Source organism: Paracoccaceae bacterium (assembly GCA_019454225.1).
Classification (GTDB): Bacteria; Pseudomonadota; Alphaproteobacteria; order Rhodobacterales; family Rhodobacteraceae.
This window is the reverse complement of record CP075370.1, coordinates 2327250-2350083: the sequence shown is the minus strand read 5'-3', so window position 1 is coordinate 2350083 and position 22834 is coordinate 2327250. Positions and strand designations below refer to the sequence as shown.

The following is a 22834-nucleotide window of genomic DNA, read 5'->3' as shown; positions in this document are numbered from 1 at the left end:
TGCGGCGCGGGGGGATACCCCCCGCACACCCCGAAGCCGCCCGCGGACAGACACCACGAGCGCGGGTCAGCATCGTGCCCGGCGCCGCCCGCTTGCCCGTGGGTCTTGCCGTCCGCTACCGGTCGGGCGGCAGCAGGCCAAGTCCGCGCAGATAGATGCCGATGGCCGCCTCCAGCAGATCCTCGGGCGCATAGGGCGACCGGGCGCCGGGCCTGCCACGCGCGAACAGCTCGACAATCCCGTGGCTCAGCGCCCAGACATGCGCCGAGAACATCGTGGCGGGCGGCCGCTTGCCCGGCGGCAGATGGTCTGACAGGCGCGCGGCGGCCTTTTCCAGCACCGCCCGCGCCCGTGCCGCCGCAGGCAGCAGTTGCGGATGGTCCTGCTCGGACAGCCCGCTTTCGAACATCGCCTGGTAATGCCCGGGATACTTGCGCGCAAAGGCCAGATAGGCGCGCCCCGTCGCCTCGAAGGCGGCCAGGGCCGAGGGCTTGCCGTCGTTGTAGGCATATTCCATCAGCGCGGCGAAGATCTCGTAGCCCTGCCGCGCGCCCTCCGCGATCAGTTCGTCGCGGCCGGTGAAATGGCGATAGACGGCGGCGGGTGTCACATCCGCCGCCTTGGCCGCCTCGGACAGCGTGAAGCCCTGCGGTCCCTTTTCCTCGATCAGCGTCAGCGCCGCCTCGACCAGGGCCTGCCGCAGGTTCCCATGGTGATAGCCGCGTTTGCCCTCAGTCATTCTCGTCGGCGGTCCAGATGTCCGGTCCGCCGCAGATCAGCGGATCGGGCGTGCCGATCGCCGCATCGTCGCGCCCGGCAAAATCGCACAGCCGCAGCACGGTCTGGATCGCCGCGATCCGCGCGCGCAGCTTGTCGTCCGACCGGACGACCGTCCAGGGCGCAAAGGGAAAATGGCTGCGATCCAGCGTTTCGCGGATCGCGCGCGAATAGGCGTCCCACTTCGGCAGCCCGTCCACATCAATCGGCGACAGCTTCCATTGCTTCAGCGGGTCCTGCTCACGGTCGAGGAACCGGCGCAGCTGTTCCGCACGGCCGACGTTCAGCCAGATCTTGGCGAAATGGATGCCGTCATCGGCCACCATGCGCTCGAAGTCGGGCAACTGGCGGAAGAAATGCTCCCGCTGCGTCGGCGTGCAGAAGCCGAAGACATGTTCCACCACCCCGCGGTTGTACCAGGACCGGTCGAAGATCGCCATTTCCCCGGCGGCGGGCAGCCAGTCGACATAGCGCTGGAAATACCATTGCGCCGCCTCGCGGTCCGAGGGCTTGGACAGCGCCACGACATTGCAGACGCGCGGGTTCAGGTTCTCGCGCAGGCGGCTGATCGTGCCGCCCTTGCCGGCGGCATCGCGCCCCTCGAAGACCACGACCACGCGCTTGCCGCTGGCCTTGATGTCGGCCTGCAACCGCACCAGCTGGCGCTGCAGCGCGTCCATCCGCGCCTCGTAGTCCTTCTTCTTCATCTCCTCGCGATAGGGATAGCCGGGCGACAGCATGTCGTCCTTGCCCGCCTTCTCGATGGTCTTGCGCAGCCCGGCGGGGGCGCCCTCGCGGAAATAGCGGCTGATCGCGCCGTCAAAGGGAAGCGTCATGGTCGGTCCTCCGTCGCCCGACATTAGGCGGCGGCGGGGCGAAGCGAAAGGGGATCAGACGGCAAGGCGGCGCAGCGCGGCCACCACCGTCTCGGGGTGGGAATGGTGGGGCATGTGCCCCGCCCCCTCGATCAGCGTCAGCCGCGCCGCGGGCAGCAGCGCGGCCAGCGGCTCGGCATGGGTGCGGTGCGGCACGATGGTATCGGCCGTGCCATGCACGATCTCCACCGGCACGGTCAGCCGCGCGTAGTTGCCGGACATCGCCTGAAGATAGGGCTTCAAGGCATTGACCTGCCTTGCATTCGCCCGAAGCGTGTCGCGCCGCAGGGTCAACCCCGCCCCGACATGCGCCACATAGCCCGGCGGCACCGGCGCGGGCGCGAAGATGCCCGCCACCGCCCCCTCCGCGCGTTCCAGCGAGGCGTAGGCCGAAATCAGCGGCACCACCGTCGCCCCGCCGATGGCCGACGAGGTGATCGCATACCACGGCCCCAGCCCGCCGGGCCATGGCATCGTCGCCCCCGACAGCGCCACCACGCCCCGCACCGACGGGTCGCGCAGCGCCCAGGCCATCGCCACGGCGCCGCCATAGCTGTGCCCCAGGACCACCGGGCGCCGGAGGCCCAGCACCGCCGCCGCCGCGCGCAGGTGATCGGCCTGCGCAACAGGCGACAGCCCCGCCTCGCCCAGGTCATCCGACCAGCCAAGCCCCGGACGGTCGAACGCGGTCACCCGGTAGCGGCCGGTCAGGCGGCGCATGAAGGAAAAGGTAAAGTCGCGCAGGTTGCCGCTGGCGCCGTGAATCAGCACCACGTCCGGGCCCTGCCCCTCGGTCTGGGCATGCACCTTGCGCCCCGCCACGTCGATCAGGCGCCCGGTCGGCGGATAGGCGGTCTCGGCCTCGCGTTCCCGCTCGGCCGCACGCCGCTGCACCGCAGGGCCGCAGCCCAGAAGCAGCAGTCCCGCCGCGACGCTAAGTGCCGATCGCCTGGATATCATAGGGGGTGGACTGGTAAATCTCGTTGATCCAGTTGCCATATAGAAGGTGTGCGTGACTTCTCCACCGATTCAGCGGCGGTCTCGCGGGATCGTCATCGGGATAATAGTTCGCCGGCACGTTGATCGGCGTGCCATTGGCCACGTCGCGGTCGTATTCCTGTTTCAGCGTGTCGCTGTCATATTCGAAGTGGTTGAAGATATACAGCGCCCGGTGCCCGGGGTCGGCGATCAGGCAGGGGCCCACCTCTTCCGACCCCAGCAGCGTCACCAGTGCCGGTCGGGCCTCGACCTCGGGCTGCCGCACCTCGGTCCAGCGGCTGACCGGGATGATGCAGTCATCCGAAAAGCCCCGCAGGTAGGGGCTCGCGGGCGCGAGGTTCCGCTGCCGGAAACAGCCAAAGGCCTTGGCAGGCAGCATGTGCTTGGGCAGTCCGTGGAAATGCCAGGCCATCGCCATGCCACCCCAGCAGACCCCGAAGGTCGACTGCACGTTGGTCTGCGTCCAGTCCATCACCTCGCGCAGCTCGTCCCAGTAGGTGACGGCCTCGAAGGGCAGGTGCTCGATCGGCGCGCCGGTGATGATCAGCCCGTCGAACTTCTCGGCCTTCACCGCCTGGAACGGGCGATAGAAGGTCTCCATGTGCTCGGCTGCCGTGTTCCGGGTCTGGTGCTCGGACATGCGGATCAGGTGCAGGTCGATCTGCAGGGGCGTCGCACCGATCAGCCGCGCGAACTGGTTCTCGGTCTGGATCTTCTTCGGCATCAGGTTCAGCAACCCGATGCGCAGCGGCCGGATATCCTGCCGCGCCGCCCGTTCGGGCGACATCACCATCACGCCCTCGCGCCGCAGCACGTCATAGGCGGGAAGGGTTTCGGGCAGGGTGATGGGCATCGGCGTTGGTCTCCGGGCAGGGTCGCGACCTAGGCGGACGCGGCGCGACGATCAAGGGCAAGCGCCACGAGGTCGTCGAAATCCCGCGCGTCGCGCACCATCCTGACCTCGTCCGCCGTCACCCGGATGCCCCAGTCGGCCATCGCGGCATAGCGCGGCTGGCGATGCGCCAGGGCACGCGCATAGGTCCAGCGGACGAAGGCATCGGGATCGCAGCTTTCTTCGGTCACGGAATGGGTTGCGCGGTATTCCTGCCATGCAGCATGAAGAAACGCGGGTTGGTAGTACATGGGTTTCGGCGCCCGGTCGAACCGCGCGACCAGATCGGCGGTATGGGCCTCGGACCCCTCGATCCAGATCATCAGCATATGCGACGACAGGACCTTCAGCACCGGATCGTCGCGGTCCCGGGGGTCGACCACCTCGCAGATCGAGCCGCCGCTGTCGCAGACGAAATGGGCATAGCCATAGATGTCCTCGGCCCGGGTGATGAAGCGCGGCGTATCCAGCAGCGCCGCGATCTCGGCCTCGCGGTGCTGGTCCTGGCGGCGCATGTACTCGGCAAAGGGCAGTCCGCCCTTCGCGGGATCGCCGGGCTTGCCAAGGTAGGTCGACAGCGGTGCAAGATTGTCGAAGGTGATGTTCGACGCGATGTAGACGCTGTCGGTCATCAGCAGTTCGCGCAGCAGCGGCACCTTCATCGCCTCGCGCTTGAAGTTGTCGGCGATCAGCTCGCCCATGTAGCGCGTGCCGATGCGGTAATCGACGCTGTAGTGGAACCAGCCGCCCGCCGCCCGCAGCAGGTTCGCCAGATGGGTCTTGCCAAGACCCGACATGCCGAACAGCAGCACCCGCCTGCGCGCGCCGCCCCGCCACTCTGCCACCGATGGGATCATGCCCGCCCCCTGCCCGCACCGACCGCCTGTTACCCCGACCGCCGGTCACGGAAAAGCCCCGCCGTTTCCGGCGGGGCCGATCGTCCTGCCCTGAGGGCCGCTCTCAGAACCGGTAGCCGACCGAAAGGCCGAAGCCGACCGCATCATTTCCGGCAAAGCGCGTGCTCGACCCGTCGATCGCATCGCCAAGCTTGATGTATTCCACCCCGGCGGTGATCTTCATGTTGTCCTTGGTATAGGTGCCGCCGATGCCGATGCTGCGCGAACCGTCGGTCGGCGACAGGCGCGACGCCACGCCGCCGTTGGCCTTTTCATAGCTGGCGCGGGCGAACACCGACCAGTTTTCGTTCAGCCGCCGTCCGACACCCAGCTGGTAGGTGATCACGTCGTTGTCGAAGCTGGTGATGTCGGTGTTGAAGATGCCGTCGTAGCCTGCCGGGCGCACTTCCCAGACCGACCATTCCGACCAGCGGATCGCACCGAACACCAGCGTGTCCTTGGCGACACCCGACTGGAAGTCCAGCGTGATCGACTTCGGCATCTCCACGGTCGTGACCGAGGAAAAGCCGGTGAACAGCGCGGGCAGGTTCTCGACCGTGTCGAACTTGTGGTCGAAGCCGCTTTCATAGGTCAGGCCGACGCGCAGCGCGATCTCGGGCTTCTCATAGGCCGCCCCGATCACGAAACCCACGCGCCCGTCGGTATCGCCGTTCGCGTCATAGGCCAGCGTGCCCGCGGGGGCATTGGCCGCGATCGCGGCCGCCTGCGCGTTGCCCTGCGCCCCGGCCGCCGCAAGGCCGCCCCGGATCAGCGCGTCGGGAATGTTGATCGCCGCCGAAGACCGCACATAGCGCAGCCCGCCGTAGACCGAAACCGAGGGCGTCACCTCATACTTCAGCAGAGCCGCGACCTGGCGGCTTTTCCACTTGGCGTTCAGCCCGTTGTAAAGGCCCGCCGCATAGAACGCGTCGGCGCCGTAGGGCGTGTTGATGTAGAACCCCAGGGCCAGCCGATCCGTCAGGTCACGCTTGTAGCTGAAGCTCAGCGTGGTGAAGTCGTTCGCCATGTCACCCGTGGTGGTGCCGAACATCGGGCTGGCATAGTCGCCCGACACCTTGGGCGCCACATGCGTGAACCCGAACTCCATGTAGTTGCCCTGCTCGAACAGCAGGCCATAGCTCAGCCGTGTCCGCTCGATCCCGCCCGCCGAAGCGGCCCCGGCCGTGACAGCCAGCAGGGCAGCACCCGCCACCAGATTCTTCATGCCGTCTCCTCCCCGAAACTGCGCGCGGCGCATCGACCGCCGTCGTGATGTGACAGCGTTAGGCATGGCCTCCGAAGCGGTCAATCACTGACGCGGCGTCACAGTTTCGTGACGCGGAACTTGTTGCGCTGATGCCGCCCGGGTCGCCCGCAGGTTGACAAGGATCGCAGCGCAGATCAGCGCCGCCCCGAGCCAGACATTCAGGCCCACGCGCTCGTCATAGATCAGCCAGCCGACCCCGGCGATCACCGGCAGCCGGGCGAAATCCACCGGCACGACGATGCTGGCGGGCGCCAGCGACAAGGCGGTGGTCAGGCAGAAATGCGCCACCAGCCCGCAGACCCCGATCAGCGCCAGCCAGGGCAGGGTCGCCGCCGTGGGCAGCGCCAGATCGCCGTCCCAGCCCGCCGCGACCAGGCCAAGGCCCAGTTGCATCAGCGTCAGCCAGAACAGGATCGACACGATGCTTTCGCCCCGCGTCAGCGCCTTGGTCAGGATCGCGGTGGCGGCAAAGCACACCGCGCTGGCCGCCGCCGCCACGACGCCGGCATCCAGCGCCGCGAAATCCGGCTGCGCCACCACCAGGATGCCCGCAAAGCCCAGGGCGGCAGCCAGCGCCTTGGCGGCGGTCAGCCGCTCGCCCAGAAACACCGCAGCCAGCAGGATCACCCAGACCGGCGAGGTGAATTCCAGGGCAAAGACCTGCGCCAGCGGAATCATCGTCAGCGCCCAGAACCACAGGTTCTGTCCCGCGAAATGGAAGGTGTTGCGCAGCAGGTGGCTGGCCAGCCGGTCGCGCCGCACCTCGGTCAGGCGCCCCAGGGCAAGCGCCACCGACACCACCACCAGGAAACCGATCACCGATCGCCAGGTCATGATCTCGAACGTGTCATGCACGCCCGCAACCGACCGCCCGGCCACCGCCATGGCCGAAAACGACGCGATCGACCCGGTCATCCACAGCGCAGCCGCCAGCGGCCGGTGAACCGTCTGCCCCTGCATGATCCGACCTTCCTGCAACCCCGGCATCCGCGCCCGGCGCCACCTTAGCCGCCAGATCGGCAGAGTCGAGCCGGGGGCGACCCGCGCCCGGGCAGCGTCAGCGGAACAGCACCAGCGCGCCCGGCGACCAGGCGACGCGCGCCCGCGTGCCGATGTCCAGCACCGGGCGGCCGAACACGTTCCGCATCGAGATGCGCAGCGCCTTTTCGGTGCCGTCCAGCCGCACGTCGTAATAGGTCATGTCGCCGTAATAGACGACCTCCTCGACCGTCGCCCAGCTTTCGCGGTCGGTCGCGGTCTGGCCGTCGAACAGGATGGTCAGCGTCTCGGGGCGGAAACCGATGGCGGTCTCGCCGGTGGCACCCTGCCCCATGCACTGATCGGCATCCAGCTCCAGCCGCCCGAATCCCTGCACCTCGGCCTCGACCTTGCCGCCCGACTCGGACAGGATCTGTGCGGGCAGAAAGTTCATCGTGCCGATGAAATCGGCCACCTTGCGGCTGTTGGGGCGGCGATACAGCGTCTCGGGATCGGCAAGCTGCGCGATCTCGCCCTCGAACATCACGGCGATGCGGTCCGACATCACCAGCGCCTCTTCCTGGTCATGCGTCACCAGGATGAAGGTGATCCCGACCTGCCGCTGCAGGCGGATCAGCTCCATCTGCATCTGCTCGCGCATCTTCTTGTCCAGCGCCGACAGCGGCTCGTCCAGCAGCAGCACCTTGGGCTTCAGGATCAGCGCGCGGGCCAGCGCCACGCGCTGCCGCTGGCCGCCCGACAGGGCATGCGCCGCGCGCTTGCCGAAGCCCTTCAGGCCCACCATCTCCAGCGCCTCGTCCACCGCGCGGGCCTTCTCGGCCTTCGACATCGGATCGCGGCGCAGGCCGAACCCCACGTTTTCCTCGACGCTCAGATGCGGAAAGATGGCGTAGGACTGGAACACCATGTTCGTCGGCCGCACGTTGGCGGGCACCCCGGCCATGTTCTTGCCGTCGATCATCACCATGCCGGAACTGATGTCCTCGAACCCCGCGATGGTGCGCAAGAGCGTGGTCTTGCCGCAGCCCGACGGACCCAGCAGCGAAAAGAACTCGCCGGCCTTGATCGTGGCGGTGATCCCCCGCAGCGCGTGGTAGTCGCCATAGTATTTCTGCACGTCCTGGAACGCGATCATCACGGGTTTGTCGTTCACAGGAAGCCTCCGGTATCCTTGGCGCCCGACCGGGCGATGCCGCGGCGGCGGAAATATTCGGCAATGGCCAGCAGCGTGATGGACAGCAGGACAAGGATCGTCCCCAGCGCCATCACCTTCGGCACGTTCGCGGGGAACCGGAACTGCCCGTAGATATAGGACGACAGCATCGGCTCGGTGCCCGCCAGGAAGTAGGCGACGATGAATTCGTCCAGGCTGACCGTGAAGCAGATCAGGAAGGACGAGATGATGCCCGGCATCACCAGCGGCAGGATGATCAGCCGGAAGGTCGATGCAGGGGTCTCGCCCAGGTCATAGGCCGCCTCCTCCAGCGACTTGTCCAGCGACGAGAAGGCCGAGGACAGGATCGCCACGGCAAAGGGCGTGCAGATCAGCACATGGCCCACGATCACCGTCAGGATCGACAGGTTGACCCCGATCGCCAGCAGCGCCACCAGCAGCGACATCGCCAGGATCATCTCGGGCAGCACCAGCGGCAGCATGATCAGCCCCATGATCCCGCCCTTGCCGGGAAAGGCAAACCGGGTCGAGGCGCGGGCCGCGAACAGGCCCAGGATGGTGGCGATGGTCGCGGTCGACAGCGACACGGTCAGCGAGTTGCGCAGCGCGTTGAACATCTGCACGTCGTTCCACATCTGCCCGAACCACCTCGTCGTGGTGCCCGACAGCGGGAAGGCGATCACCACGCTGTCGTTGAAGGCAAACAGCGGCAGCAGGATGATCGGCGCATAGAGAAAGACCAGATAGAGGATCGCATAGCTCAGCAGGGGTGTCGCGCGCATCACCGTCCCCCCCCGCGCAGGAACCGCCGGTTCAGGATCAGGAACAGGATCGTCACCGCCGCCACGATCAGCATCGCGCTGACCGCCAGCGCCGACCCCAGCGCCCGGTTGTTGAGCTTGAGCATCTGCGTCTCGATGGTGTTGGCGATCATCGGCAGCCGCCCGCCGCCGATCAGGTCGGGCGTCACATAGTCACCGACCGTCGGGATGAACACGATCATCACCGCCGCGATCACCCCCGCCATCGACAGCGGCAGCGTCACCCGCAGGAAGGTCACGAACTTCGACTCGCCCAGGTCCTGCCCCGCCTCCAGCAGGCTGCGGTCGATCTTTTCCAGCGCGACGAAGATCGGCAGGATGGCGAAGGGCGCATAGGCATGGGCCAGCGTCACCACCAGCGCCTGCACGTTGTAGTTGATGACGGTCAGCGGCTCGTCGATGATCCCGATCGACATCAGGCCCGAATTGATCACCCCGTTGTAGCCCAGGATCACCTTCCACAGGAACACCCGGATCAGATAGCTCGTCCAGAACGGGATGGTGATCAGGAACAGCCACAGCGACTTCTTCGACTGCGGCACGTGGAAGCTGACGTAATAGGCGATGGGATAGGCCAGCAGCACGGTGATCAGCGTCACCGACATCGACACGGTCAGCGACCGCAGCATCAGCGCGCGATAGATCTCGCTCGACCAGACGTCGATGTAGTTCTGCAACGTCAGGACCGGCAGCGCGGTGCGCAGGCCGGTCTCGGTCCGCCCGTCGGTGAAGAAACTGACCAGCAGCACCGTGCCCAGCGGAATGGCCAGCAGCAGGATCACATAGAACCCCGGCAGGCCGATCATCGCCAGCCCGCTGGCCGCCTCGGAACGCCGGAACCGCGCCCAACCCGACGTCTCTGCCATACGCACCCCGTCCCCTGACCGGCGACTTACGCGCCCCTTGCAGGTTTTCTGGCACATCCCCAGGCATGTGGGAAGCCCCCGGTCCGGTGCCCCGCCACCGAAATCACCTCCGCCCCGCCCGCCGCACGGGCATTCGCCCGCGAAACAGGCAGCCGGTCAGCCGCCGATGCGTTCCACGGGAATCGCGCGCTTCTTCAGTTCGGCCATCAGCGCGGGCACCACCCGCAGCGCGCCCACCGCCTCCGACAGGGCGTCGGCCAGCCGGTCCTCGTCGACGCGATGCGCCTCGTCGACGCGCCAGACCATCCGGCGGCTCACGCCGTCGTCGAACACCACTTCCAGCACCCCCGCCCGGGTGCGGCGATAGCCAAGGAAATTCGCGCCGCCGTTCGGCGCGTGAAAGCCTGTCTGGTATCCCATTTTCGGGTCTCGTTTTTTGCTCGATACCGGCCACGATGTGCGGTGCCTGCCGATGCGTCAAGCGGCCCGGACCGGATGCGCGGCGGGCTGAGTCCGCGATGCAACAGCCGTCAGACCGAAAGCTCGGCCGGCGGCGACAGCAGCAGCCGCGCCAGCGTGGCGCAGGCGGCCTCGGTCGCGTCCCGGGTCAGCTGCCCGTTCAGCGCCAGCCGCACCGCATGCGGCGCCCGCCCCCCGATCAGCGCGAACTCGTCCGCCGACCGCAGCAACACCCCCTCCGCCTCGGCCATCCGCGTGAAGGTCGAGGCCCGCCACCCCGAGGGCAGCGTCAGCCAGACGAAGGGCAGGCCCTGTTGCCACTGCAGGTCATGGTTGCCCAGCCGCGTGACCACCGCCTCCAGCTGGTCGGCAAAGACCGCCCCCACCTCGGCCCGCAGCCGCGCCGCCTCGCCGCTGGTGAACAGCGACAGGCACAGGTCCGACACCGGGCGGGCCAGCGCAAAGAAAGAATGCTGCGCCGTCAGCCGCGCGGCATGGCCCATGCCCTGCGGGCAGGCCACCCAGCCAAAGCGCAGCGCCGCCGACACGGTCTTCGACAGGCTGCCCACATGCCAGGTGCGTTCCGGGGCCAGCGCCCGGATCGCGGGCAGGTCGGCCTGCGCCGGTGTGTAGCAGTCATCCTCGATGATCTGCAGGTCATGCGCCCGCGCCACGGCCACGATCTCGTCGCGCCGCGCGGCGGGCATCTGCACGCCGGTCGGGTTCTGCGCCTCGGGCGTCAGGCACAGCACCTGCGCCGGGTGGCGGCGGCAGGCCGCGTCCAGCGCGTCGGGGCGCAGCCCGTGCTGGTCAAGGTCGATGCCCACCACCTCGGCCCGGGCCGCCCGCGCGGCATGGCGGAACCCCGGATAGGCCAGATCCTCGATCAGGACATGCGGCCGGTCCCCGCGCAGCACGCAGGCCAGCACGATGACGATGGCATTCTGCCCGCCCATTGCCAGCGCCACATCCTCGCCCGTCACCGGGCCCAGCTGCCGGTCTGCCAGCCACTGCGCCACCGCCTCGCGCAGCGGCGCCTCGCCGCGCTGGAACGGATAGTCCAGCCAGTCGCCGCGCATCGTCGCGGCAAGCCCGGCAAAGGCGGCGGCGATCGCCTCGCCCTGCCCCACGTCCGGCAGGCGCGGCGACCGCAGGTCGGCCTTTCCGGCCACGCGCGCCGGGTCGCGGTCGACCGCCAGCGATGCGGTCGGCCCAAAGCGCGGCGCCGCCGCCGCGACAAAGGTGCCCCGTCCCACGGTCGCGGCCAGCAGCCCCTCCTGCGTCGCGATCTGGTAGGCGCGGCTGACCGTGCCGGGCGTGACCTTCAGCTCCCAGGCCAGATCGCGCACCGTGGGCAGTTGCGCCCCCGGCACCAGCCGCCCGTCGCGGATCGCCTCGCGCAGCGCCCGCGCCAGCGCCAGATACTTCGGCCCGTCGTATTGTTGCAGATTGTTCGCCCAGTTTGTATCGGCCACAATGTTCCTCTGGCGTTCTTCCCGGGATATTGTATTGTTCATCCATAGGCCAATCGGTCTATTGTATCAATACAAATCTGGCCAGAAAGAAGCACGCCATGATCCTCGCATCCCGTCACCCCGCCCAGTCCCGCCCGATGCCGCCGCTGGCCGCCGTGCTGTTCCGTGTGGCACAGGTGGTCGCCGGATGGGAGGAGCGCCGCGCCACGCGCCGCGCCCTGTCGCAGCTCGACCCGCACATGCTGCGCGACATCGGCCTGACGCCCGAGGCCCGCACCGCCGAGGCCGACAAGCCGTTCTGGCAGCCCTGACGCGTCCGCCATCCGCTCCCCTGACCTGGGGCCGGGTTTTCCCGGCCCCTTTTCTTTGGCAGGGGGCGGACTCCGTGGCGGCGGGAACCATCCGCCACTGCCGCCGCAACGGCGCCGGGGGTTAAGAAAGGGTGAACACGGGCAGGTCAACCCATTGATTTTGCTGATCCCGCTTCGCGTCCCATCGTGGGACGCCCCGAAACGCAAAAGGCCCGCCCCTTCCGGGGCGGGCCTTTCCATGTTCCGTCCGGGCGCGTTCCCGCACCCGCCGCCGGGATCAGCGCTTCGAGAACTGGAACGACCGGCGGGCCTTGGCCTTGCCGTATTTCTTCCGCTCGACCACGCGGCTGTCGCGCGTCAGGAATCCGGCGGCCTTCAGCGCCGGACGCAGGGCCGGCTCATAAAGCTGCAGCGCCTTCGAGATGCCGTGCTTCACGGCCCCCGCCTGCCCCGACAGCCCGCCGCCGGCAACCGTCGCCATCACGTCGAACTGGCCTTCCACGCCCGCGATCGAGAACGGCTGGCGCAGGATCATCTGCAGCACCGGGCGCGCGAAGTACTTCGAGTAGTCGATGAACTCGCCCTTGTTGTTGCGGATCACGAACTTGCCGGAACCCGGCTTGATCCAGACGCGGGCCACCGCGTCCTTCCGCTTGCCGGTCGCATAGCTGCGGCCCAGCGCGTCGCGCTTGGGGGTGCGGGGCGCCGCCACCGGAGCCTCGGCCACCGCCGCCGCCGTCCCGGCCACCGCCGATTTCAGATCGTCGAGGGATTTGATGTCAGCCATGATCAGGCGCTCCGGGTGTTCTTCGGGTTCAGGGGCCGCAGGTCCATCACGACCGGCTGCTGCGCTTCATGCGGATGCTCGGCCCCGGCATAGACGCGCAGGTTGGTCATCTGCTGGCGTCCCAGGCGGTTGCGGGTGATCATGCGTTCGACCGCCTTGACCACCACACGCTCGGGGTGGTTGCCTTCCAGCACCTGCCGCGCGGTGCGGAACTTGATCCCGCCCGGATAGCCGGTGTGCCAGTAGTAGCGCTTGTCCTCGCGCTTGTTGCCGGTCATCTGCACCTTGTCGGCATTGATGACGATCACGTTGTCGCCCATGTCCATGTGCGGCGTGAAGGTCGGCTTGTTCTTGCCGCGCAGGATATTGGCCACGATGGTGGCGAGGCGGCCCAGAACGATGCCCTCGGCATCAATCAGGATCCACTTCTTGTCGATATCCGCCGGCGTCGCGGTGAAGGTTTTCATCGTCTGTCCCATGACATCTGGCGGGGGAGGACCCCCGGGAATCTCGGATGGCGGTGTATCTGCGATGCGGCATGCGGCGTCAAGCGGCAGTCATGTGATTTTATCATTCAAAATCATGGGTATGAAAAATAGGTAATCAGATACCCCATGTTCGTCGCCCTATCGCAGGCGCGGCGGCCCCTGTGTTCCGGGTGGTGGCGGCGGTGCTGCGACGGCAGGCGCGGGCGGTGCGGGCAGGTCGATGCGCAGCCCCGCCCGCGCGATCGCGGCCAGCGCCGGGTCGCCGGGCGGCGGAAAGGCCACGTCGATCTCGCCCGCCTCGAGGCCCGAGAACACCAGAGCCTCGGCCACCGCGCGGGCCAGCGCGGCCTCGGCACCGGGGCTGACCCCGGCGAAGGCCAGAAGATGCCCGCGGCGCCCGTCGTGATAGGTCACCCCCGCCAGATGCGCGGCGCGGGCCAGCGCCCCCGCGCGCGCCAGCCGTTCGTCCAGCGCCCCCAGAAGGACCGGCGGCAGCGCGCCGGGCGGGTGGAACGACACCGGCCGCCCCTGCAGCTCCTGCGGCGCATGGTCGAGCGTCACGGCCAGCCAGCGCAACGCATCCGGCGGGATCAGGTAGGCGGGCGCCCCGGCGCCGAGGTTGATGCCCAGCGCCACCCCATGCCCCGCGTCATCGGCAAGGCCCGCCAGCGCGCGCACCGCAACACGGCCGGGAAGCGCGGCATAGGGCACGGCCTGCCCGGCAGCCTCGGCCAGCCGCTCCTCGCGGTCGAAGGCCAGCACGACCGGCCCGTCGCCGGTCTGGAACACGCGCGGCGCCAGCGTGTCGCCAGCCGCCTCGTCGGCAAGCCACAGCCACAGCAGACTGTCGGCCAGCCGCGCGTAATAGCGCAGCCGGGCCGCGTCATCCTCGGGCGCGGCCTCCATCGCGGCATGCGCCAGGTCAAGCGGCGATGGCTCTGCCCCTGTCTCGCCCCCGGCCATCCGTCACCCCTTTCGCCGCTGCGTCCAGCCTCCAGCTAGCCCCGCTGTCCGGCACGGGCAAGCCCGCAGCGTCCGATGCGCCCCCGACACAGCCGCGCCGCGCCGCGCCCCTGCACCGTTGCGGCAGCGCGCGCGCGGCACTACCACCAGAAAACACCCAGCCGAAGGACCGCGCCCCGCCGTGACCCCCGTATCGCCACATCTGACGCGCGCCGCCTGGGCCTTTCTGGCCGGTTCCGCGGTGGCGACGCTGGCCGCGACGCTGGTGCCGGGCAGCTATTACGACGCGGTCGAGTGGCGCCTGTTCGACCTGCCCGCATGGCTGATCCCGGGACGCGACAGCATTCCGCGCACCTTCACGCCGATGCAGGTGGTCGAGGAAATCGTGATGGCCGCCGTCCTGTTCCTGTTCGCCAAGGAAGGGTGGGAGGCGGTGCGCTGTGAAAACGGCGCCTTTGCCGGGCGGCAGGCGCGGGGGCCGCTGCTGGCGGCGGCGGCGGGCATGGCGGTGGCGGCGGCGATCTGGGCGGCTGCGGCATGGCTGACCGAAACCGCGCCCGAGGCCGAGGGCACGCCCGGCTGGGCGGTGCCGATCGGGGGCGAGGTCCTGCTGGCCTGGCTGGTGGCGCGCACGTTCCTGGGCGCGCGGTCGGCTGCGGTTCAGCTGGTGCTGTTCATGGGAATCGCGGGGCTGGTGATAGGCACCGTCGTCGGCGGCCTGGCCGCGCCCGGTGGCGCAGGGTTGCGTCCGCTGTGGCTGGGCCTGCCCGCGGCCGCGGCCCTTGCGGGATACCTGGCGCTGACCCGTCCCCTGGCCCACCCCGACCTGGCCGAGCGGATGCGCGCGAGGCTTGATGCCGTGTGGCCCTGGGCGGGCCTGGCCGCGCTGTCCTGGCTGGGCGTGGCGCTGGCGGGACTGCCGCCCGCGCTGGGCTTCCTGCCCATCCTGCCCGCGATGCCCCATGCGCGGCAATCCTTCGGCCTGTTCGCCGCCGCCGAAACCTTCCTGTCCGATCCGCTGAACCGGGTGTCGCAGGTGGCGCTGCCGCTGCTGCCGCCCGCGATGCTGGCCTTCGGGCTGACACATGGCGGTGTCGACGCCGGTGCGACGGCGGCCGCGACCGGCGCCGCACTGGCGGCACTCGTGCTGGCCAAGCCCGCCGGGATCGCGGCGGGCCTGGCCGTGGTGCGGCGGCTGGACCCTGCCGCGCTGCCGCAGGTGGCGCAGCCGCGGGACCTGCTGGCGGTGGCCCTGGCCGGCGGGATCTCGGTGACCGGGGCAACCCTGCTGCTGGAACCCGCGCTTCCCGGCGGTGCGGTGCGCGAGGCGGCGCGCGCCGGTCTGTGGATCTCGGCCGCCGTGCTTGCCCTGGCCATCGTCGCCCTGCGTGCCGCGCGGCGCGGCGACTAGGCGGCAGACTCGCGCGTGGCGCGGGCCAGCAGGGCCACCGCCGCCAGCCCGACCAGCATCACGATCAGCGCGGCGGGCGCCGCATCGCCCAGCCGCTCCAGGCTCGCCTGTTCATAGACCCGGGTGGACAGCGTGTTCCAGTTGAACGGCCGCAGCAGCAGCGTCGCCGGCAGTTCCTTGACGCAGTCGACAAAGACGATCAGCAGCGCCACCCCGACCGAGCCCCGCATCAGCGGCAGGTAGACCGCAGCCAGCGCCCCGCCCGGCCCGCGCCCCAGCGACCGCGCGGCCAGCGGAAGCGTCGGCTTGACCCGGCCGAAGGCCGCATCGACCGCGCCCTGCGCGATGGCAAAGAACCGGACCGCATAGGCCAGCACCAGCGCCGCCGCCGTGCCCGTCAGCATCAGCCCGGGGTCGTATCCGGTGACCGCCAGAACCAGATCGGCCAGCCGGTGATCAAGCGCCGCCAGCGGCACCAGGATACCCACCGCCAGCACCGCCCCCGGCGCGGCATAGCCAAGGGTGGTCAGCGGGGCCAGCCGGCGCGGCAGGGCGCGGCCCGACAGGCGCACGCCATAGGTCATCACCAGTGCCGCCCCCACCGTCAGGGCGGCCGCCGTCATGCCCACCGCGACGGTGTTCCAGGCCGCCCCGGCCAGCCCGGGCGCCACCCAGGCGGCGGGGTGGCGCAGCCCGTGCCCCAGCATCACCCCCACCGGCAGCAGAAAACCCACCGCGACCGGCAGCGCACAGGCGGCAAAGGCGGCCCAGCCACGCCAGCCCGCCAGCGGCTGCGCCACGATGGGCCGCGACGACCGGCTGAGCCGGTGGAACCGCGCCCGCCGCCGCCCGGCGCGTTCCACCGCGATCAGCGCCGCCACCACGGCCAGCAGCACCAGTGCGATCTGTGCCGCCCCGCCGGCATTGCCCCCCGTCAGCCAGACCGAGAAGATCCCGCTGGTCAGCGTCGGCACCCCGAAATGCGCCACCGTCCCGTAATCCGCCACCACCTCCATCAGCGCCAGCGCGACGCCGGTGGCCACTGCCGGGCGCGCCATGGGCAGGCCCACCCGCCAGAACAGCCCCCAGGGCCCCGCGCCCAGGGCACGCGCCACCTCGTAGGTGCAGCCCGAGGCTTCGCGGAATGCGGCGCGGGCCAGCAGGTAGACATAGGGGTACAGCGCCGCCGACAGCACGACGATCGCCATCCCCTCGCTGCGGACCGCCGGGAACCAGTAGTCGCGCGAACTCTGCCAGCCCGCGACCTGCCGCAGTGTGGATTGCACCCAGCCCGAATAGTCCAGGAAATCGACCACCGCATAGGCCCCGACATAGGCCGGGATCGCCAGCGGGAACAGCAGGGCATGGGTCAGCCAGCCGCGCCCCGGAAAGCGGTACATCGCCACCAGCCAGGCCGTGCCGGTGCCCGCCACTGCTGTCATCACGCCCACCCCGGCCATCAGCAGCGCGGTGTTCGCCCCCTGCCGCGGCAGGACATGAGCCACCAGATGCGGCCAGATGTTCTCGGTCGGTGCGAAGGCCAGCACCACGACGGCAACCACAGGCGCCAGCACCACGAGCGCCACGACCAGCGCCGCCACCGACCAGGGGTCGGGGCGCGGCGGGCGCAGGGTGATGCGCGGGGGCGATGCCTGAGCGTTTTGGTCGGTCACGGTCCGGGGGCGTAACCGAAAGCGGTTTCGCTGTCCAGAAATCCCTCTATGATCCGCCGCGTAACGGGACATGGGGCATCATGCGCATCGTCTATCACCTGGGCGTCCACTGCACCGACGACGAACGTCTGCTGCGCTGCCTGCTGAAGAACCGCGCCGCGTTGTCGGCCGAGGGGATCGTGGTTCCGGGGCCCGCGCGATACCGAACGCTGCTGCGCGATACCGCGATGCAGTTGCGCGGCCAGCCCGCAAGCCGCGACACCCAGGCGCTGCTGCTCGACCAGATCATGGACGAGGATCGCGCCGAACGGCTGGTCCTGTCCTGGGACAACTTCATGGGCTATGCGCAAAGTGCTGTGCGCGAACGGTTCTATCCCGCCGCCGCGGAACGCATGTTCGCCTTTGCCCAGGTGTTTCCGGAAATCGAGTGCGAATTCCACCTGGCCGTCCGCAACCCCGCGACCTTCCTGCCCGCCGTCGCCGCCAAGCAGCAGGCCATGACAGTCGAGGATTTCCTGGCCGCCACCGACCCCGCGCAGCTGCGCTGGTCCGACCTTGTGGCGGCGCTGCGGCAGTCCTGCCCGGATGCGCCCGTCACGCTGTGGTGCGACGAGGATACGCCCCTGCTGTGGCCCGAGGTTCTGGCCGCCGTGTCGGGCCACGGACCGGCCACCGTGCTCGAGGATGCCGACGACCTGCTGGCCGCGATCATGCATCCCGACGGATTGTCGCGAATGCAGGCCTGGCTGGCCGCGCATCCCCCCGCCGATGCCGCCGAACGCCGCAAGGTGGTGTCGGCCTTCCTCGACAAATATGCGCTGCCCGAGGCGGTCGAGGTCGACGTGGAACTGCCCGGCTGGACGGATGCCACGATCGCCGACCTGACGGCCGCCTATGACCGCGACATGAGCCGCCTGATGGGCATGAGCGGGGTGACCGTGCTGATGCCCTGATGGCACCGGGCAGGCACCCTGCCCGGCCCCGCCTCAGGCCATGCCAAGCGCGGCCTTGTAGACCTCGAGGATCTCCTCTTCCTCCGCCACCTCGTCGGGCTTGCGCTTGCGCAGGGCGATCACCTTGCGCATCACCTTCGTGTCGTATCCCCGGCCCTTGGCCTCGGCGAACAGTTCCTTTTCCTGTTCGGCGATGTCGCGCTTCTCGGCCGCAAGCTGTTCGGCGCGTTCGATGAACTGGCGCAGCTCGTCGGCGGTGACGTTGTAGGCATCGGGCGATGCGGACATGGGGCAAACCTCTCGCGGGGGAAACAGGCCCCGCGTCCTACCCCGGCGCGCCGGGCGCTTCAACCCGGGCGATCAGGCCATCCGCGCGATGCGGTCGAACCCCAGCCGCGGCAGACGGGGGCGATTCGCCGCCGGATCGGCAAAGCCGATGTTCATCAGGAAATCCACCTGCCACTCGGCCCGGTCGGGCCCATCCAGAAACGCCGCCGTCACCGCAGCCGCATCGAAACCCGACATCGGCCCCGCCCCCAGCCCCAGCGCGCGCGCCGCCAGGACCAGGTATCCGGCCTGAAGCGTGGCGTTGCGCGTCGCACTGGCCAGCGCCGCCTCGGGCCTGCCGTCATAGAAGCCCCGCACATCCTGCGCCGGCCACAGGTCCGGCAGGTTGCGCCAGAATCCCAGGTCGCGGCACAGGATCGCCGTCACCGGGGCCGCCATCGTCTTGTCGCGGTTGCCGCGCGACATGGCGGGTGCCAGCCGCGCCTTGCCCTCGGCCGAGGTCACCAGGATCACCCGCAACGGCTGCTGGTTGAAGGCGGTGGGGCCCATCCCGGCCAGGTCGACCATCCGCCGCAGCAGGCTTTCCGGCACCGGCCGGTCCTGCCAGCCATGCGCGGTATGCGCGGCAAAGATCGTCTCCAGCGCCGCCTCGTCCACCGCCATGCCGATCCCCCGCCGCTTGCCTGCGCCCGCCCCCCGGGTTAGGGCCGGAGCGACCGGGGCGCAAGCGGGGTGCGGCGATGGAATGGCTGGTGTGGATCGGCGCGGCAGTGGCGCTGGCGGGTGTGGCGGGGCTGGTCTGGTGCGTGGTCACCGTGACCCGCGCGCGCCGCGCGGGCCTGCCCGACGATGCCCTGCGCGCGGTGCTGCAACGGGTCGTCGTGCTGAACATGGCCGCTCTGGGCGTGTCGGCGCTGGGGCTGATGTGCGTGGTCGCAGGCATCCTGCTGGGCTGAGGCGCCTCAGTCGTTCAGCGCGGCCATGCGGATGTCGTTCTGGACCAGTTGCTGCACCATCGGGGCGGGCGCCCATATGTCGGGCGCCTCCTGCCCCCATCGCGCCAGATCGGCCCGCAGCACGATCAGCCCGCGCTCCTCGGCCCAGAGCATGGGCGGCGCCACATGGCGCGGCCAGCCCAGCCCGGCCACCATCGCCACGTCGATGTCGGACGGGCGCTGCGCTGCGCCCTCGCCCAGCAGGCGGAACCCGGCATTGGCCATCGCCGCGATCAGGCGGTCGGCCAGCCCGGCGGGGGGCGGCGCATCGCCCGCGATCCCTGCCACGCCAAGGTTCCATCCCTGCAGCACCCGCGCCACGGCCCCCGCGCCCGCCCGCGCCGCCATGTGCCGTGCCGCCGCCGACAGCGCCCCGGTCAGCGGCCCGATGATGCCGCGCCCGCCAGCCTGAACCGGCAGCCGGTCGATCCGCTTCAGCACCGCCAGAACCGTGGCCACTGTCTCGGGCGCCGTGGCCGCGCCGACCAGCAGTTCGGCCAGCCGCCGCCCCGGCGGCAGCACCAGCCCGACGCCCTGCGCGCCGCTGCGCCCGTAACGGCCCAGCGTCACCACCGGCGCCCCGTCGGCGCGCGTCCGGCCGATCGGCGGCATCTCGACGCCGGGGGCGGCAAATCCGTCGGCCAGCACCACCATGTCGGGCGGCGGCGCATCGGGATCGGGCGGACCATCCGCCAGCGCCGGGGCCAGGCGCGCCCAGTCCGCCTCGCGCGCGTCCGGGGCCAGACGGCCCGCCGCCACGGCGGCCTCCTGCGTGGCCGCGATCCGCTCCAGCCCCGCCACCAGCGCGGGCCTGTCGGCATCGGCCAGCGTCACCCGCAACCCTGCGGCCAGCAGGGCGCGCGCCACATCGGCGCCCGCCTCGCCCGCCCCGATCACCAGCACCGCCCGCACCGGCCGTGCCCGCGCCTCGGCACCGGGCATCCGGGCGGCGCGGCGTTCGGCGAAGAAGGCCGCGCGCAGCGCCCGCGCCTCGGGCGAATCGACCAGGTCGACAAAGGCCGCACGCTCGAACGCCATGCCCTGCTCGAACGGCAGCAACAGCGCCGCCTCGACGCAATCGACGATGCGCGGCGGCGCGGGCAGGGCCTGGGCCCCGGCCTGCGCGCGGGCGGCGGCCACGGCGGCCACATAGGCCCGGCCGTCGCGCATCCCGTCGCGTCGCTCGCGCGTGGGGCGCGGCGCCTCCAGCGCCGCCGCCATCTCGACCGCCGCGGCCGCCGGATCGCCCTCGACCACCCGGTCCAGCATCCCGAGGGCCAGCGCCTCGGCCGCCGGCACGGGACGGCCGCTCAGCATCAGCCGCAGCGCCTGTTCGGCCCCGATCAGGCGCGGCAGGCGCTGCGTGCCGCCCGCCCCCGGCAGGATGCCCAGACTGACCTCGGGCAGGCCCAGCCGCGCGCTGTCCGCCGCCACCCGGGCATGCGCAGCCAGGGCCAGTTCCAGACCGCCCCCCAGCGCCTGCCCGTGGATCGCCGCGACCACGGGTTTCGCGCAGCCTTCAATCAGATCCAGCACCTCGGGCAGCAGGGGCGGAACCGGGGTCTTGCCGAACTCGGCAATGTCGGCCCCGGCGGGAAAGGTGCGGCCCTCGGCCCGGATCACGATCGCGCGGACGGCGGCATCGCCTGCCGCAGCCCCGACCTCCTGCCAGAGCCCCGCGCGCACCGCATGGCCCAGCGCATTGACCGGCGGGGCGTCGATGGTGATGACCATCACCGCACCGGCGCGGTCGCTGCGCACCGCCGGGCGTTTGCCGCCCTCGCCCCCGTCATCCATCCCCTTGCCCCTGCGCGGGTTTTTGTCCGGCGCCATTAAGGCCCGGGACCCGCCCCTTGGCAATCCCGGGATGGCATCATACCGGCATGTTGTCGAAATCGCTCTCATCGGCCTCGGGGGCCACGGTCACGTTCGGCATCCCCGGCACCAGCCGGAACAGCGCCCGCATCTCGGCCAGCAGCGGCGCCAGCCCGTGATCGGGCGGAACGGGCGGCGGCTCGCGCAGCCGCGCGTCCAGTGCGCCCCCGTCATCGGCCAGTATCACCAGTCCGTCGCGTGCCACCTTCATGCCTGCCTCCCGCCTGCGCAGTCCCGGCACAGCGCCACCCAGGGCAGAATCTCCAGCCGTCGCGCCTCGATCGCCTCGCCGCAGCGGGCACACAGGCCATAGTCACCGGCCTCGATGCGCGCCAGCGCGGCGCGGATCGCCCGCATCTCGGCCTGCCCCGACACGCCCAGCCCCTCCAGCACCTCGTCCCCCTCGCGCTGCGTCGCCAGATCTTCCCAGTCGGGGTCATGATGGCTGTCAAGCTCGGTCTCGATGTCCTGCAGCCGCGACGAAAGCTCGGCCAGGCGAGCCTCCATCGTCGCCTTGTGAACGGTCATCTCGGCCATGCGCTCCTCCCGTCTTGCCCTTTGGCAGGGTGGCGCCCAGACTGGGCCCCTGCATTGACTCAGGTCAACCGCGCGGATCCGACGCAGGCGCGGGACGCACACATTCAATTCTTGAAATATGATAGCCTCTGCCCATATGATGCCCGCAACCGGAATCCCACGAGGCCGCCATGACACCCACCGTCCACGCCTTCTTCGACGAAGCCACCAACACCCTCACCTATCTCATCCGCGAACCGCAGGGGCGTGCCTGCGCCGTGGTCGATTCGGTGCTCGACTTCGACTACGCCTCGGGCCGCACCGATACCCGGTCGGCCGACGCGGTGATCGACTTCATCCGCACCGAGGGGCTGGATCTGCAGTGGATCCTCGAAACCCATGTCCATGCCGACCACCTCTCGGCCGCGCCCTACATCCAGGAACGGCTGGGCGGCAAGATCGGCATCGGCGACCGCATCACCGTGGTGCAGGACACCTTCGGCAAGATCTTCAACGAAGGCACCCGGTTCCAGCGTGACGGATCGCAGTTCGACCGGCTGTTCAAGGAAGGCGACAGCGTCATGATCGGCCAGATGCGCGCCGACGTGCTGCACACCCCCGGCCACACGCCCGCCTGCCTGACCTATGTGATCGGCGATGCGGCCTTCGTGGGCGACACGCTGTTCATGCCCGATTTTGGCACCGCGCGCTGCGACTTTCCCGGCGGCTCGGCCGAGGCGATGTGGGACTCGATCCAGAAGATCCTGTCCCTGCCCGAGCAGACACGCATCTTCGTCGGCCATGACTACAAGGCCGAGGGCCGCGACGACTATGCCTGGGAAACCACGGTGGGCGACCAGAAGCGCCAGAACAAGCATGTCGGCGCGGGCCGGTCCAAGGATGACTTCGTGGCGATGCGGCGGGCCCGCGACGCGACGCTGGCGATGCCCCGGCTGATCATCCCCTCGCTGCAGGTCAACATGCGCGCAGGCCAGATGCCGGAGCCCGAGGACAATGGCGTCAGCTATCTGAAGGTGCCGGTGAACGGCATCTGATGCACCCTGTCCGAGGAGT

General features: G+C 69.9%; 26 protein-coding genes. 5 read left to right on the top strand and 21 right to left on the bottom strand.

Annotated elements, in window-relative coordinates; all coding sequences use genetic code 11:
* Positions 1 to 115: 115 nt before the first annotated feature.
* The 12 genes from KF887_11150 to KF887_11095 all read right to left on the bottom strand — a co-directional run bounded on the left by KF887_11150 (position 116) and on the right by KF887_11095 (position 11500).
* Positions 116 to 739, bottom strand: coding sequence for a TetR/AcrR family transcriptional regulator (locus tag KF887_11150; GenBank protein QYK40019.1), 624 nt, complete (start codon positions 737 to 739; stop codon positions 116 to 118).
* Positions 732 to 1613, bottom strand: coding sequence for a polyphosphate kinase 2 (gene ppk2, locus KF887_11145; GenBank protein QYK40018.1), 882 nt, complete (start codon positions 1611 to 1613; stop codon positions 732 to 734). Before ppk2 ends, KF887_11150 begins: the two co-directional genes overlap by 8 nt.
* Positions 1614 to 1667: 54 nt before the next feature.
* Complete coding sequence (locus tag KF887_11140; GenBank protein ID QYK40017.1) at positions 1668 to 2612, bottom strand: alpha/beta hydrolase; 945 nt, start codon at positions 2610 to 2612, stop codon at positions 1668 to 1670.
* Entirely contained in the window at positions 2587 to 3504 is a 918-nt protein-coding gene (locus tag KF887_11135) for a homoserine O-succinyltransferase (protein QYK40016.1), read from the bottom strand. Before KF887_11135 ends, KF887_11140 begins: the two co-directional genes overlap by 26 nt.
* Before the next feature lie 29 nt (positions 3505 to 3533).
* Entirely contained in the window at positions 3534 to 4400 is an 867-nt protein-coding gene (locus KF887_11130) for an ATPase (protein QYK40015.1), read from the bottom strand.
* Between the two features lie 103 nt (positions 4401 to 4503).
* Positions 4504 to 5664 (bottom strand): hypothetical protein, encoded by a 1161-nt coding sequence (locus tag KF887_11125; protein ID QYK40014.1) that lies wholly within the window; start codon positions 5662 to 5664, stop codon positions 4504 to 4506.
* 84 nt (positions 5665 to 5748) lie between these two features.
* Positions 5749 to 6666, bottom strand: a complete 918-nt coding sequence (locus tag KF887_11120; GenBank protein ID QYK40013.1) for a DMT family transporter — start codon at positions 6664 to 6666, stop codon at positions 5749 to 5751.
* A 97-nt stretch (positions 6667 to 6763) separates the two neighbouring features.
* Positions 6764 to 7840 carry an ABC transporter ATP-binding protein gene (locus KF887_11115; GenBank protein QYK43532.1) on the bottom strand — a complete coding sequence of 359 codons (1077 nt, stop codon included), beginning with the start codon at positions 7838 to 7840 and terminating at the stop codon, positions 6764 to 6766.
* Between the two features lie 14 nt (positions 7841 to 7854).
* Positions 7855 to 8661, bottom strand: a complete 807-nt coding sequence (locus tag KF887_11110) for an ABC transporter permease (protein ID QYK40012.1) — start codon at positions 8659 to 8661, stop codon at positions 7855 to 7857.
* Positions 8661 to 9566 (bottom strand): ABC transporter permease, encoded by a 906-nt coding sequence (locus tag KF887_11105; protein QYK40011.1) that lies wholly within the window; start codon positions 9564 to 9566, stop codon positions 8661 to 8663. The genes KF887_11110 and KF887_11105 overlap by 1 nt, the downstream gene beginning before the upstream one ends.
* A 156-nt stretch (positions 9567 to 9722) precedes the next feature.
* Complete coding sequence (locus tag KF887_11100; protein QYK40010.1) at positions 9723 to 9986, bottom strand: hypothetical protein; 264 nt, start codon at positions 9984 to 9986, stop codon at positions 9723 to 9725.
* 110 nt (positions 9987 to 10096) lie between these two features.
* Positions 10097 to 11500 (bottom strand): PLP-dependent aminotransferase family protein, encoded by a 1404-nt coding sequence (locus KF887_11095; GenBank protein ID QYK40009.1) that lies wholly within the window; start codon positions 11498 to 11500, stop codon positions 10097 to 10099.
* 98 nt (positions 11501 to 11598) lie between these two features.
* Here KF887_11095 and KF887_11090 point away from each other — a divergent pair, with 98 nt between their 5' ends.
* A complete protein-coding gene (locus KF887_11090) occupies positions 11599 to 11811 on the top strand; it encodes a DUF1127 domain-containing protein (protein ID QYK40008.1) in 213 nt (70 codons plus the stop codon).
* A 277-nt stretch (positions 11812 to 12088) separates the two neighbouring features.
* Here KF887_11090 and rpsI read toward each other — a convergent pair whose 3' ends face one another.
* The 3 genes from rpsI to KF887_11075 all read right to left on the bottom strand — a co-directional run bounded on the left by rpsI (position 12089) and on the right by KF887_11075 (position 14049).
* Positions 12089 to 12598: a 30S ribosomal protein S9 gene (rpsI, locus tag KF887_11085; protein QYK40007.1), complete on the bottom strand. Its 510-nt coding sequence runs from the start codon at positions 12596 to 12598 to the stop codon at positions 12089 to 12091.
* A 2-nt stretch (positions 12599 to 12600) separates the two neighbouring features.
* Positions 12601 to 13065 (bottom strand): 50S ribosomal protein L13, encoded by a 465-nt coding sequence (gene rplM, locus KF887_11080; protein QYK40006.1) that lies wholly within the window; start codon positions 13063 to 13065, stop codon positions 12601 to 12603.
* A 159-nt stretch (positions 13066 to 13224) separates the two neighbouring features.
* Positions 13225 to 14049, bottom strand: a complete 825-nt coding sequence (locus KF887_11075) for an SseB family protein (GenBank protein ID QYK40005.1) — start codon at positions 14047 to 14049, stop codon at positions 13225 to 13227.
* Positions 14050 to 14230: 181 nt separating this feature from the next.
* On the opposite strand from KF887_11075, the gene KF887_11070 reads away from it, so the two are divergent.
* Positions 14231 to 15460 (top strand): Na+/H+ antiporter NhaA, encoded by a 1230-nt coding sequence (locus KF887_11070; protein QYK40004.1) that lies wholly within the window; start codon positions 14231 to 14233, stop codon positions 15458 to 15460.
* On the opposite strand, the gene KF887_11065 is transcribed toward KF887_11070, so the two are convergent.
* Positions 15457 to 17205 (bottom strand): iron ABC transporter permease, encoded by a 1749-nt coding sequence (locus KF887_11065; protein QYK40003.1) that lies wholly within the window; start codon positions 17203 to 17205, stop codon positions 15457 to 15459. The two genes, KF887_11070 and KF887_11065, sit on opposite strands and share 4 nt — an antisense overlap.
* A gap of 8 nt (positions 17206 to 17213) precedes the next feature.
* Here KF887_11065 and KF887_11060 point away from each other — a divergent pair, with 8 nt between their 5' ends.
* Positions 17214 to 18086: a hypothetical protein gene (locus KF887_11060; GenBank protein ID QYK40002.1), complete on the top strand. Its 873-nt coding sequence runs from the start codon at positions 17214 to 17216 to the stop codon at positions 18084 to 18086.
* Positions 18087 to 18119: 33 nt separating this feature from the next.
* Here KF887_11060 and KF887_11055 read toward each other — a convergent pair whose 3' ends face one another.
* Both KF887_11055 and KF887_11050 read right to left on the bottom strand, forming a co-directional pair.
* Positions 18120 to 18374 (bottom strand): DUF2312 domain-containing protein, encoded by a 255-nt coding sequence (locus KF887_11055; protein ID QYK40001.1) that lies wholly within the window; start codon positions 18372 to 18374, stop codon positions 18120 to 18122.
* 72 nt (positions 18375 to 18446) lie between these two features.
* On the bottom strand, positions 18447 to 19037 hold the full coding sequence (locus KF887_11050; GenBank protein ID QYK40000.1) for a malonic semialdehyde reductase: 591 nt from the start codon (positions 19035 to 19037) through the stop codon (positions 18447 to 18449).
* 77 nt (positions 19038 to 19114) lie between these two features.
* Between KF887_11050 and KF887_11045 the strand changes: the two genes are divergently transcribed.
* On the top strand, positions 19115 to 19330 hold the full coding sequence (locus KF887_11045; protein QYK39999.1) for a hypothetical protein: 216 nt from the start codon (positions 19115 to 19117) through the stop codon (positions 19328 to 19330).
* A gap of 6 nt (positions 19331 to 19336) precedes the next feature.
* Here KF887_11045 and KF887_11040 read toward each other — a convergent pair whose 3' ends face one another.
* From KF887_11040 to KF887_11030, 3 genes are all read right to left on the bottom strand, one after another.
* Positions 19337 to 21166 carry an enoyl-CoA hydratase/isomerase family protein gene (locus KF887_11040; GenBank protein QYK39998.1) on the bottom strand — a complete coding sequence of 610 codons (1830 nt, stop codon included), beginning with the start codon at positions 21164 to 21166 and terminating at the stop codon, positions 19337 to 19339.
* A 76-nt stretch (positions 21167 to 21242) separates the two neighbouring features.
* Entirely contained in the window at positions 21243 to 21455 is a 213-nt protein-coding gene (locus KF887_11035; GenBank protein QYK39997.1) for a hypothetical protein, read from the bottom strand.
* Complete coding sequence (locus KF887_11030; protein QYK39996.1) at positions 21452 to 21781, bottom strand: TraR/DksA family transcriptional regulator; 330 nt, start codon at positions 21779 to 21781, stop codon at positions 21452 to 21454. The genes KF887_11035 and KF887_11030 overlap by 4 nt, the downstream gene beginning before the upstream one ends.
* 170 nt (positions 21782 to 21951) lie before the next feature.
* Between KF887_11030 and KF887_11025 the strand changes: the two genes are divergently transcribed.
* Positions 21952 to 22815: an MBL fold metallo-hydrolase gene (locus KF887_11025; GenBank protein QYK39995.1), complete on the top strand. Its 864-nt coding sequence runs from the start codon at positions 21952 to 21954 to the stop codon at positions 22813 to 22815.
* Positions 22816 to 22834 lie beyond the last annotated feature (19 nt).